The organism is Candidatus Sarmatiella mevalonica, from assembly GCF_016751895.1.
Classification (GTDB): domain Bacteria; phylum Pseudomonadota; class Alphaproteobacteria; order Rickettsiales; family Rickettsiaceae; genus Sarmatiella; species Sarmatiella mevalonica.
The window spans coordinates 1-10,834 of the sequence record NZ_JACVVM010000045.1; the positions used below are offsets into that span (position 1 = coordinate 1).

A 10,834-nucleotide genomic window follows, 5' to 3' on the forward strand; every position below is an offset into this window, starting at 1 on the left:
CTACGGCCCATTCTTCATCTGTTAAATCACTCGTATAGCTCGTTGACATCTCATATCCTCCCTTTGATGCCAATCATAACGATGTCCCTCCAATACTTCAACCTTTTGCGTGACTGGTTCTAGGTGTAGAGCTGATGTGTTTATGCCGCTAATGCTTTATTAGACCTCTTGCATAACCTAAAAATGAAAGAGGAATTTTTAGGAAAAATGATGTTGAGCACCACAGCATACTCTAATATGCGAGGAGCGCAAATGAGTGTTGACAACAAAATTACCCCGCGGAATAGGTTATGCAAGAGGTCTATTTGAGCATACCACATATTATCCCTAATTCAAGTTAATTGACTATAGTACAAGGAATGCGCTAAGATCTGCTATCTATATTTAGCGAGGGCATGCCTCAACATATTTGTTCGCCGCTTGTTGACTTTTTGTCATGTTATGAGATATAATAAACCATGTATGCTGTGTTGACAGTTTTATAGGTTGTATTAGCGTGGAGATTAGTAAAATAAGCGGGGTAACTACTATTCCAGTTCCACCAGTGATTGGTCCTAAACAAGTGACGGGTAATGCAACCGGCGTGGCTCGTCCTAAAGAGCAGGAAAAAGTGAATAAGGTGGCTAAGAAGAACGTTACATCGAAAACGACTGTTACTAGCTCTGGTGGCAGACATATGTCTGATCTACAAGATTCCGTTGAGCTTTCCGAGCAAGCGCGAAGTCTCTTATGAGATAGGCGCTTCTTTGGCAAACTCACTTCGAGTCAAAGATAATTAGCGCTGAGCTATCGCTTAAAATGTTCAAAGTGTATAGTATCTAGAGTGCGTAATAGCAGACCTCCTGCGCAGTGCCATCAAGTCAAGAGAGAATGTAAGGAGCAAATAAAAGCGCCGGACGCTGAAATATAAGTAGAATACCTTAGGTTTGAGCATCGATGGCGCAGCGCGGTGTGGCCATCATGGATAGTGTTGCAGAAGGTGAATGAATAAGACACCTATTGGGTAACTAGGCCTAATGATATACGTAAGCAAACTGAGCTTATGCGCGTAAGTTTCTAGAACTCGCAGGACAAAAGGTATATTAAAAGTAGTCTGAAGCGGTAAGAGTTGCGTAGAAATTATTGCTAATTTTTCTTTTAAGAATTTCGTGCATATGCTGTTGTTTTATATTACTTTTAGTGATATCTTGTTGTTTACCATAAATGAATACTTAATATAAATACTGAATTGGTTACTTAATTGTTGTTTTAAATATTGGTTAAATTATGAAAAGAACTTTTCAGCCCAGTAGATTAGTGCGTAAAAGAAGGCATGGCTTTCGCTCTAGAATGAAAACTGTTGGAGGTAGGAACGTTATTAACAACAGAAGAAACAAAGGGAGAAAAAAGTTAACTGCTTAGTTTGTAGTCAAGCGATCTGATAGTATTTAGACGTATTGCGTGAGTATTAAGTGGATGTGGTATCGAACGCGGTATTGAGGTCAGTGATATTGGTCGCCTATTGTATATGGTGATTACACCACTGCTTTTTGCTATTTTTTTATTGAACGCTTTTTACTAATTACTCTTCTAAGATTAAGGGTTTTATATTGTCTGCTGATTCGTTGCGTAGTCTTGAAGTTTCACCCCTCAGACGCGCTTATTCTTTAAGACGTCCCGCCAGTTTCGCTTTAATCAATAAATCTGGCGCAAGGTTGAAGTCTTCTTCGTTCCTACTGGTTGTGCTTGCGCGCAATGCTAAAAATGTCTCTGATGCTATAGATGCATCTGCTATGGATGCGCCTTTCGAACGTGTACCTTCTATTACCATAGTTGATAATCAACTCCTTCGGAAACCCCCTCATGAAGATCAAAATTTTTGCCTCACCACACCCTTGCAAGACTCTTTTAAATTTACGTATGATAAGTTAGTACAATGGGAGTTAAAGCGCGCACCTACTCAACGCGAACCAAGTCTATCGCAAAATCAACTGCCTGCAAACAATTTTTTCTTTGCTATTAAGGCGACAAAAAGAATTGGCTCAAGTGTTGTGCGTAATAAGATTAAGAGGCGTATTCGTCATGTTATTAGGCTTTTGTTAAGTAATGGTCGGTTACATGCTAGTTATCGAGCAGTTATTATTATACCATATAAGGGGATTGACTCGGTTACTTTTGCGGAATTATACCAATCTTTCGCAAAACTCTTAGGGGCTCCATTAAAATCTCGCTATATTCCAAAAACTTCACGTTGAAACCTATACGGTAAACCACCTTACATTAGGTAAGAAAATGCGGTATTGTTGAAGGAAAAATGTCAACAAAACCATATAACATACTTCTTCGGAAACAGATTTTAGTTAAAAAGTGAGTTAAGAAGAGATCTGGAGATTCCTATGAAATACGAACAGATCAAAGAATTAGAAGAATCACCATACTTCAAGAGGCTGAAAATCAAGAAGAAGGCGTGAGATGGAAGGAAGAGCAAGCTTATATAAAGGATCATCTTTATGACTTGTAAATACATCCGGGGACTGTTGCGGGCTATAGTAATTTAGGTTGAATTAGATATAATTTTTCGTTATAATGAAAGGAAAAATGACAAAAAGCTATAGCAATGATTTAAGAGAAAAAGTAGTAGAATATTTAGAAGCTGGGAATAGTTATGACCAAGCATCTAAATTATTTAAAATACCTAATTCAACCTAAATTACTATATAGCTAAAGCATTATAAAAAGAGTATGAAAAGGAAGGAGGAATTTTTAGGAAAAATGATTTTGAGCGTCGCAGCATACTCTAGTGTGCGAAGAGCGCAAGGGAGTTTTGACAACAAAACTACCCTTCAGAATAGGTTATGCAAGAGGTCTAATAAAAGAAAGAAGGTTTAAAAAGTTAATAGAGTCATTTTTCGAGAGAGCGAAGCCAAAAGATAGAGAGACCTATGAAAGTGAGTAATTACAATTTTTTGTGCTGTACTATACATTCTAAGGAGTGGCGATGCACTAATTTGATTTGATTATTAATATATAATAAAATATACAATTCAATTTAGGTTTGTGTTAATTATATTGCAAAATGCAAAATATTTCAAAACAAGGATTATCACCACGCATAACACCTACTCCAATACAAAACATTCAAGAGAAAAAAATCCAAACAGAAATTACTCAACACTCAAAATCTCAGGAGCAGATATGCAAAAGTCTAGAACAATCAGAAAAGATATCTGAATGGTATGAAACTCTACCGCGCATCGATCCTGCTTATATTGCAGAGAATTCATGGGCAGTAGATGCGCTAATGTACGGCTTATACTCGTTACATAATCAATACAATAAGCAAGGCGCGAATGATGTAGATAATTGCAATAACATAGAAAAATGCCGCGCAATGGAATGTCACATACTAGGATTAAGCGCTAACATTCAAGGTATGCATGACGCATATTTCGAGCTTATTCATGGCAACGTAGAACCAGAACGAGCCATGGAAATTGCATGTATGTTGATAAATATAGATCGGACGTGCAATACGACAAACACAGTTCGTAGTACTGGATATACAAAAATGTTGCTCCGTTGTCTTGAGATGGCTGACGTATCCTGGAGAGTGCCAGCGAAAATGCATAAGTCAATGACCATGCAAACTTCTGTTGACTCTCCTGCAAAACCTCCTCTCGTCTTAAAGGTATTGTCACATATACTGCGGTGCTCGCAAGTAAAATTCGATACGTTATCCAATAAAAGCGTCAACGCTCTAAGACTTTGTTATTGCGACTTAACATCAAATGCATCGCAGATCACGCCGTTAACTTGGAATGCGCAGGAAGTTCAAACACTCAACCCGAGCATTCTTTTTGGCGATAAAGCAATGGATCAACCAGCTAACTCTGGTGATTGTTATCGTCAGCTTTTTATGTCTCGAGCACCTTCAGACTCTAACAACTCTTTGCTTTTTTCGATTGTCGCGATCAGCATGAAATGTGGAGAGAAGGAAAATATGATTTTAACTGCACTTTGTAATATATTTGCACAAGATTTAACCGATACGAAAAATAAACAAGAATTAAGCTCAGAGTCTCTGACAAAATGCGCCGAGCTCCTTGCAACTGAACCATATAGAAGCGAAATGATTGCGCACGTATCACTGTGCTATAAATTATCATTATACCTTCAGCACAATCCTAAACTGCGACAAACCAAGGTATTAAACATATTATACTCCGCACCCCAGATAGCTAATGATTTGAAGCTTAGTTCTGATATATCAGCACAATATTCGGAGCTAAACTTTTCTTCAGAAGAACTATTTGGTTTATTGTGTAAGTTTCGTGGACAACTTATAGCTATTGATGAGCTGCCAGAAAATCTGATCGAATACACACAAAAGAATCCTGATACTGTATGGGAGATATTGCGGAATAATATCATGGAAGCGTGCGGCGGAAAGCCGCGGGAGTTATGCGACGATTTACGCACCGCTTGTCTGATCGGCGAACGGGCAGATTTATTACCCGGAATATCATCGTTGCAAGGAGAATTTCCTGCGAAAGATCAACTGTTACTAATGCGCTTAACTTACATGGCATTCTTTTTATGCGCTCCACAAAATAACTATTTAACAGAAGGATATAATCATGTATATAATCGGTATTTAGCAGACGGAGCGAAGATGTTATATGAAACCGTATCGTCATCCACGTTTCCCTCTGCAACATGCATGGAATTTCTCGTAAAATTGACAAAACAATGCTTGTCTTCTCCGTTGCAAGATCGGAAAACATTAGATTTCTTGCAGAACGCGCTGAGGATGATGAATATTAAATATTCAGTATTCATCGATGCCAGTAGGGCTAGGAAAATGATGCAAAAAAACCCATATCGAATTGCTAGTATGAGTATTGCCGAAAAATGCGCCACATATTTTGAAAATCCTCAGAACGCAGAAAAGCTTCGGATGATAAAAGAGCAGAAATCAGCCATAGAGATGATGTGGGCTGAGAGTTATCTTGAGCGCATCGCGGAAGTTGCGCAACAGAATAGAAGGATTTTTGGTACTGAAATGCCAATAGCAAATGAAACTCGAAAACTATCGCAGCAAATTTCAACAATAGGCGAGTTGCGGTACAATCGAGAAGAGATCGAGCGTTTCGAACAGCAGTTGCGGGAGTATGAGCGCTTGTTGGGCGATTTAAATGACAAGCACGTGCGTTTGTTGGCGGATTCAAACGACAGAATTGCATCTATACATCAAGAGCTTTTAAAAATATCGCCGCAACAATTGTACGGAAAATGGAAGACGAATGCTCAAGAGCAAATATATTCAATATCATTTTTGACGGAACTGTGTAACCAGCTCTCAAATTACAATAAACAAATCAAGGATGACATAGAGAATAAAAAGTATAAACTTAACAAAAATATAGGAGTATTGGACGCTAAGATGGCTCAATATCAGCGGTTGATAGATATCCAGTTAGCAAGACAAGCAAACTTAGAAAATCGAAAAGAAGAGCAGAGTGATTTCGCGAATCAAAGAGAAGAATCTGATGGAATATATGGCGAAAACGAGTATGGCGACTATATGGTATACTCCTATGAGGACCAAGAAGAAGCGGAAGATGATATGCGACAAAACATAAGAATACAAAAATTACAGAAGATTTCTAATGAAATACGTCAGTTGCAAACTAATCTAGAAGCGTGCGGCGAGTTGCGCAAACAGCTTATAAAGGACCGTAACAAGTTAGAAACGCAAAGTCGGGAAACCGAGGAAATACGCGATTCTGTCGCGCAGTACAGACAGTCATTAATCACATTGCAAGAAGAACAGAATGCATTGCAAGAGAAACAGAAGGAATTGCAAAAGGAAAAAGTGTTGCGCGCTAATTATCTGGAGTATTTTAAGCATGAATTAGCGAATCTACTCCCTGTGGTGAAAGAATTTATGAAGCGCGAAGGAGATGATTTGCAGGACCTTCCGTCCGACAAACTCGAAGCTCTACTCGAGCAGCTCCAAGAAGAATTGCGGCAAAATGATAAGAAATATGCGAAGTTTAACGAAAAAGTAGCCGAGATACGTACACGAAATGCGCAGAATGCTGCGTATATAATACAAGGATATGATATTAACAGAATACAAGATATACGCGTCCTGCCAAAATTAACCCTCACGGATTATATAAAAGCAGATGAGGTGCAGTTAAAACCTTTAACAAATGAGGATCTTGAAGTCTTAAGGCAAGAATATGATAATTCGGCGCTCTATAACCTAATCATAAACAACGATAAATCTCTAGACGAGGATGAGCAGAATGTTGACATAGAAGAGAAGGAAGTAGATCTTGCCGTAAATGCACACCTCGAGAAGGAAAGAGAAGATAATGGTTATAAGAAGGATGGAACTAATGTTCCAAAGCAGCAAGTGGATAATAGCAGAGAACAGGATGAGGATATAAGTAAAAGATCCTTTGGGCCGGAAAAGTTCAGTCTGTATATTGATCCACGCACACTAAAGTATACCAAAGAAAGTAATGAAAAGTTGGAATTTATGAACACAGTAAATACTTCTTATGCCTTGCATGGCGCAACCATACGAGAACGAGATGCTGCTCATAGGATCATAAAAGATCAAAAAAAGCAGTTTGACATATCAGAAGATCGTGCCGAAAAGCAAACGCAATGGCAGAGAGAGAAAGCATTGGAAGTTGTGCATTTGATAAACGAGGTGTGGCATACACTCGCGCAAGACCCAAGTAACAAGGATTTGACGCGAGAATGGCCAACTACAACCAAGTTGGATAGGGTAATGTATGTTTTGGATATATTAACTAAGGGTGCGCAAATAGAGCAGACAATCGAGAGCTTGCTATGATCTAAAGATTTTTCATTTTATAGAGGTGCGCCACTCATCATAAACATATCATCTTGACTGACGTAGCGGGTTTGTTGACATATTTATTTGTCAATATTATACTTTCGTAGTAATTAATATACAGTAATTAAATATTATTATTTATTAAAATTACAGCGTGTTATTAACTAAATCATTTATAATCTTATGCAAATAAAACAAGTAAAAGGTCTAAGTAATCATAATATTTATATAGATCTTGCCCCGCCACTCTCAGTGCAACTAGAGAATGCTATTGCCGCTCAAAATTTAGAACAATGTAATGTAATTATTAGAAAGTATCAAGCTCGCGCTCAAGAACTACCGCAAAACAAGATAAAGGAATTAAAGAATTTATGTTTGCAACTGCAGGAGTATGAGGAATACCGAGAAAATGCGCAGTACCCCTTAGATATTCTTGAATGTTATGTGGCTCTTAAAGAAGGACTCTTGGCATACCGCTTTATACAAAGTGAGTTTGCTCCTGCCCCAGACATGCATACACGGGAACAGGTGGTGATTGCATTACTCGAAAAAGCTATAGCGCTTAATTTTGATGTTGAGAATGCTCTACTTATGATAGTAGAAAAGGATTGGCGGTCTGCAGTACCTCACTTCCCTCTAGTATTGCAAAACGATGAGGTGCTGGGTTTCGATCAGCGCCTAATACATATAGCATATAACGAAAAGGAATATACTCATTTTTCAGCAGTGGATAGCATAAAGTACGTGTCATTCGTGAGACAGTACCTAACGGTCGCTAAGTTCGCTCTAGATAACAAGCAGTATAAGAGAGGTATGGCGCACATGCTTGCCCTATCACAAGAAGATAACTTCAAAGATTTGTGGGACGGGAAATTCGTGAAACTTTTTAAAAATCCACTAGCAAAAGTGAAAGCGGTCGCTGAAAGAAATGAAGAAATACAAAAATATCATGAGGCTTTCGGAGCGTTAAAAGAATTCTATTGCGCAACCAGCGGCGCATTTGGAGCTAGAGATGCCGAAATTCTAGAGAAAGCGCAAGAGTATTACTTAGAATTGGAACAATTGCCGCCAGAAACGTGTTTGCAAGCACTGGAAGAGCTTGAATGGATAATGAGCAGAAAGTAAAATTTTTCAACTTACCACAAAACTCTACTCCTACGGTGTACAAGCCAAGATTTGATCTTACATACGACTACTACAAATTAATCTGGCTGTCGGATTGATTATTGTACATGAGATGATTAGACCCATGGTACCCTGCAATTTATGTAGTGAGAGGTGGTAGAAGCGGCTTAAATATAGGGGATTGAAGTAGTATGAGGATGTATTTTCTGATGATGCATAATATACTACTTCAAGCGCTTACATTAAACCTTTCTTGAAAAAAATCAAGGATAGAATAGACCTCTTGCATAACCTAAAAATGAAAGAGGAATTTTTAGGAAAAATGATGTTGAGCGTCGCAGCATACTCTAGTATATGAGGAGCGCAAAGGAGTTTTGACAACAAAATTACCCCACGGAATAGGTTATGCAAGAGGTCTAATGTTTTGTCGAAATGATGATTAACCTAATTGAAAATTGTTCAGTTAGCACCAAAAATATGGCTCTTGGCATCAGGGGTAACGCTAGGCATATAGTAATTTAGATTGCATTAGGTATTTTAAAGAAATAAGAAATAGCCTCATATAATTGATCAAATTCAGTAATTTGATTTTTAATCCATCGTTTCATATTAGCTCAAAATTTCTCTATTGGATTCAGATCTGGTGAATATGGAGGCAAAAAAATGATCCTGCAATTTACTGATTCAATAGACCTCTTTCGAAACTCGCTCATGATGAGCAAATGCGAGGAGTATACGAAGCACAGAGCCGCAGCGTACATGAAGTACGTGAGGACTTGCGCATCGACAGCGTCGCCACAGTTGCCATCAGGAGTAGAGTTAGGAAAGAGGTCTAATCAATTCCTTTGTCTTCTTAGATTTATGAAAAGAAGCATTGTCCATAATTACACTTATTTTAAATAATTTAGATGCTTGGTCATAACTATTCCCAGCTTCTAAATATTCTACTACTTTTTCTCTTAAATCATTGCTATAGCTTTTTGTCATTTTTCCTTTCATTATAACGAAAAATTATATCTAATTCAACCTAAATTACTATAAAAGCTGGTCAAGTAGTGATTATGGATAATGCTGCATTTTATAAATCTCAAAAAACTAAAGTATTCGCCTGATTTGAATCCAATAGAGAAATTCTGTGCCAATATAAAAAGATGAATCGAATATAACATAGCAAATTTTACACAACTTTATGATGCCATTGTTTCCTTTTTTAAATACCTAATTCAACCTAATTTACTATAGTATAAAACATAAAACTCTTATTATATTTGATAAATCCTTGCGCTGTTGCGCGAGATGAAAACCATGTTGAGTAAAAATCGCAGTCACTTTGTGCGCCTGATCAAATCCAACTTCCAACATAATCACGCCATCTGTTTTAAGAAATCTCTTACTTTCTTTTGCAATTCTATGATAGAATTCATAACCATTGTCACTTGCAAATAGCGCTAGCTGCGGTTCGTATAACAAAGTTTCTCGCGCCATCAAATGCTTTTGAGTAGTAGGAATATAGGGTGGATTGCTTATTATTACATCAAAACCATCGGTACAAATAAAATCTTCCTTAACATCATGCGATTTATGGCGTGAACGTTTCTCTAATACCTCAAACATATCACCAACTATCCAATTAATTTGCGGCGGTGTTTTTTGATTAAATAGCAGTTGTGCATTTTTTTGAGCAACCGATATGGCTTGAGAGCTGATGTCTATACCAGTCGCCAAAATATCTGTTGCCTTAACAGACATAAGCACGCTTAATAATATACATCCACTTCCAACACCAATCTCACATATCTCAATGGGTTTTGTTTTGACGGTTGTAACTGCATCATCTAATTTTGATGTAGTCATGCGATGATGATTGTTTAAATAATCTACAGCACATTCTATAATTATCTCCGTGTCAGCTCTAGGAATTAATACCGAAGAGTCTATATAAAATGGTAGACCATAACATTCCCTATGATTTGTGATGTATGCAATTGGCATAAAATTACTGCGTTGTGCGATACTATCTGTAAATTTTTCAATTACACATGAAGTGAAGGGTAAGTCTTGATAGAGTAACAGCAATAAATCTTCTTGTGATTTATTAAGTACATGCGCCAACAATATTCTTGCTTCAAGCCCAGCATTGGTTATACCAACAGCCCGAAGAGTAGTTAACCCCCATAGATATAATTGTTTAAGCGAAAGAATGTTGTTTGCATGTATTACACTCATATTGCGTACTATTTATATACCTACTTACAAGAGCTTTTACTTCTTATACCCCCCTTACAATAGACCTCTTGCGTAAGTATATAGAATTGGAAATTACTTACAGGGAGGGGTTGATATTTTTTATAAAGCGTGTATAGAACTTGATTTTTAACCAACAAGAGACTATACACAATGATAAGATACAGTAAAATTGCTAAACATTCAAGAGTTTTTTTAAGATTATTTGGCATGGAGCTAGAAAAGTTTGAAATAATAATAAAGAAGCTAGAAAAAATCTGGGATAAAAGAGTCGTAGGCCAATATAAACGTCCCGGGAGGAATTATAAATTAGGTCTAGAAGAAATGACCCTGATGCTTTTAATAGACCTCTTTCCTAACTCTACTCCTGATGGCAACTGTGGTGACGCTGTCGATGCGCAAGTCCTCACGTACTTCATGTACGCTGCGGCTCTGTGCTTCGTATACTCCTCGCATTTGCGCATCATGAGCGAGTTTCGAAAGAGGTCTAATGTACCTTCGCACTTATAGCACAATGATGCAGATAGGCTTTATGTTTAACATTGACGAATCAAGAGTGAGCCGGATTATAAAGAAGCTAGAGCCGCTTATGGCTGGTCTAGTTGCAAT

General features: G+C 37.6%; 15 protein-coding genes and 1 pseudogene. 10 read left to right on the forward strand and 6 right to left on the reverse strand.

Annotation, left to right across the window (positions count from 1 at the left end; translation table 11 throughout):
- Nucleotides 1-140: 140 nt before the first annotated feature.
- Complete coding sequence (locus Sarmat_RS04355) at nucleotides 141-296, reverse strand: hypothetical protein (protein WP_202149603.1); 156 nt, start codon at nucleotides 294-296, stop codon at nucleotides 141-143.
- 200 nt (nucleotides 297-496) lie between these two features.
- On the opposite strand from Sarmat_RS04355, the gene Sarmat_RS04360 reads away from it, so the two are divergent.
- The 7 genes from Sarmat_RS04360 (at nucleotide 497) to Sarmat_RS04390 (ending at nucleotide 7,981) form a co-directional block, all read left to right on the forward strand.
- Entirely contained in the window at nucleotides 497-733 is a 237-nt protein-coding gene (locus Sarmat_RS04360; protein WP_202149604.1) for a hypothetical protein, read from the forward strand.
- 533 nt (nucleotides 734-1,266) lie between these two features.
- On the forward strand, nucleotides 1,267-1,401 hold the full coding sequence (gene rpmH / locus Sarmat_RS04365) for a 50S ribosomal protein L34 (RefSeq protein ID WP_202149605.1): 135 nt from the start codon (nucleotides 1,267-1,269) through the stop codon (nucleotides 1,399-1,401).
- Nucleotides 1,402-1,589: 188 nt separating this feature from the next.
- Entirely contained in the window at nucleotides 1,590-2,234 is a 645-nt protein-coding gene (locus tag Sarmat_RS04370) for a ribonuclease P protein component (protein ID WP_202149606.1), read from the forward strand.
- A gap of 331 nt (nucleotides 2,235-2,565) precedes the next feature.
- Nucleotides 2,566-2,688 (forward strand): IS630 transposase-related protein, encoded by a 123-nt coding sequence (locus tag Sarmat_RS04375; RefSeq protein ID WP_202149213.1) that lies wholly within the window; start codon nucleotides 2,566-2,568, stop codon nucleotides 2,686-2,688.
- 33 nt (nucleotides 2,689-2,721) lie between these two features.
- On the forward strand, nucleotides 2,722-2,868 hold the full coding sequence (locus tag Sarmat_RS04380; RefSeq protein ID WP_202149607.1) for a hypothetical protein: 147 nt from the start codon (nucleotides 2,722-2,724) through the stop codon (nucleotides 2,866-2,868).
- Nucleotides 2,869-3,055: 187 nt separating this feature from the next.
- Complete coding sequence (locus Sarmat_RS04385) at nucleotides 3,056-6,853, forward strand: hypothetical protein (protein WP_202149608.1); 3,798 nt, start codon at nucleotides 3,056-3,058, stop codon at nucleotides 6,851-6,853.
- 186 nt (nucleotides 6,854-7,039) lie between these two features.
- Complete coding sequence (locus Sarmat_RS04390) at nucleotides 7,040-7,981, forward strand: hypothetical protein (RefSeq protein ID WP_202149609.1); 942 nt, start codon at nucleotides 7,040-7,042, stop codon at nucleotides 7,979-7,981.
- Between the two features lie 237 nt (nucleotides 7,982-8,218).
- On the opposite strand, the gene Sarmat_RS04395 is transcribed toward Sarmat_RS04390, so the two are convergent.
- The gene (locus Sarmat_RS04395) at nucleotides 8,219-8,392 is read right to left on the reverse strand and encodes a hypothetical protein (RefSeq protein WP_202149610.1); all 174 of its coding nucleotides are present in this window, start codon (nucleotides 8,390-8,392) and stop codon (nucleotides 8,219-8,221) included.
- A 203-nt stretch (nucleotides 8,393-8,595) separates the two neighbouring features.
- Nucleotides 8,596-8,694, reverse strand: a complete 99-nt coding sequence (locus Sarmat_RS06880; RefSeq protein WP_244127142.1) for a transposase — start codon at nucleotides 8,692-8,694, stop codon at nucleotides 8,596-8,598.
- Here Sarmat_RS06880 and Sarmat_RS04405 point away from each other — a divergent pair.
- On the forward strand, nucleotides 8,693-8,884 hold the full coding sequence (locus Sarmat_RS04405) for a hypothetical protein (RefSeq protein WP_202149614.1): 192 nt from the start codon (nucleotides 8,693-8,695) through the stop codon (nucleotides 8,882-8,884). The two genes, Sarmat_RS06880 and Sarmat_RS04405, sit on opposite strands and share 2 nt — an antisense overlap.
- On the opposite strand, the gene Sarmat_RS07370 is transcribed toward Sarmat_RS04405, so the two are convergent.
- Complete coding sequence (locus Sarmat_RS07370; protein ID WP_202149611.1) at nucleotides 8,801-8,980, reverse strand: IS630 transposase-related protein; 180 nt, start codon at nucleotides 8,978-8,980, stop codon at nucleotides 8,801-8,803. The genes Sarmat_RS04405 and Sarmat_RS07370 overlap by 84 nt on opposite strands.
- A gap of 47 nt (nucleotides 8,981-9,027) precedes the next feature.
- Between Sarmat_RS07370 and Sarmat_RS07375 the strand changes: the two are divergent.
- Nucleotides 9,028-9,130: pseudogene (locus tag Sarmat_RS07375) on the forward strand (IS630 family transposase); the annotation flags it as partial.
- Nucleotides 9,131-9,217: 87 nt separating this feature from the next.
- On the opposite strand, the gene prmC reads toward Sarmat_RS07375, so the two are convergent.
- Both prmC and Sarmat_RS04420 read right to left on the reverse strand, forming a co-directional pair.
- Nucleotides 9,218-10,207, reverse strand: a complete 990-nt coding sequence (gene prmC, locus Sarmat_RS04415; protein WP_202149612.1) for a peptide chain release factor N(5)-glutamine methyltransferase — start codon at nucleotides 10,205-10,207, stop codon at nucleotides 9,218-9,220.
- Nucleotides 10,208-10,527: 320 nt separating this feature from the next.
- Nucleotides 10,528-10,692, reverse strand: a complete 165-nt coding sequence (locus Sarmat_RS04420; RefSeq protein ID WP_202149613.1) for a hypothetical protein — start codon at nucleotides 10,690-10,692, stop codon at nucleotides 10,528-10,530.
- A gap of 23 nt (nucleotides 10,693-10,715) precedes the next feature.
- On the opposite strand from Sarmat_RS04420, the gene Sarmat_RS07380 reads away from it, so the two are divergent.
- On the forward strand, nucleotides 10,716-10,834 hold a 119-nt coding region (locus tag Sarmat_RS07380; protein ID WP_207187027.1), incomplete at its 3' end, for a helix-turn-helix domain-containing protein.

Excerpts from the sequence above, each read along its gene's own strand:
- Sarmat_RS04390 (WP_202149609.1), top strand. The coding sequence starts at position 7,040 with ATGCAAATAAAACAAGTAAAAGGTCTAAGTAATCATAATATTTATATA.
- Sarmat_RS04375 (WP_202149213.1), top strand. The coding sequence starts at position 2,566 with ATGAAAGGAAAAATGACAAAAAGCTATAGCAATGATTTAAGAGAAAAA.
- prmC (WP_202149612.1), bottom strand. The coding sequence starts at position 10,207 with ATGAGTGTAATACATGCAAACAACATTCTTTCGCTTAAACAATTATAT.
- Sarmat_RS04380 (WP_202149607.1), top strand. The coding sequence starts at position 2,722 with ATGAAAAGGAAGGAGGAATTTTTAGGAAAAATGATTTTGAGCGTCGCA.
- rpmH (WP_202149605.1), top strand. The coding sequence starts at position 1,267 with ATGAAAAGAACTTTTCAGCCCAGTAGATTAGTGCGTAAAAGAAGGCAT.
- Sarmat_RS07370 (WP_202149611.1), bottom strand. The coding sequence starts at position 8,980 with ATGAAAGGAAAAATGACAAAAAGCTATAGCAATGATTTAAGAGAAAAA.
- Sarmat_RS04405 (WP_202149614.1), top strand. The coding sequence starts at position 8,693 with ATGATGAGCAAATGCGAGGAGTATACGAAGCACAGAGCCGCAGCGTAC.
- Sarmat_RS06880 (WP_244127142.1), bottom strand. The coding sequence starts at position 8,694 with ATGAGCGAGTTTCGAAAGAGGTCTATTGAATCAGTAAATTGCAGGATC.
- Sarmat_RS04420 (WP_202149613.1), bottom strand. The coding sequence starts at position 10,692 with ATGATGCGCAAATGCGAGGAGTATACGAAGCACAGAGCCGCAGCGTAC.
- Sarmat_RS04385 (WP_202149608.1), top strand. The coding sequence starts at position 3,056 with ATGCAAAATATTTCAAAACAAGGATTATCACCACGCATAACACCTACT.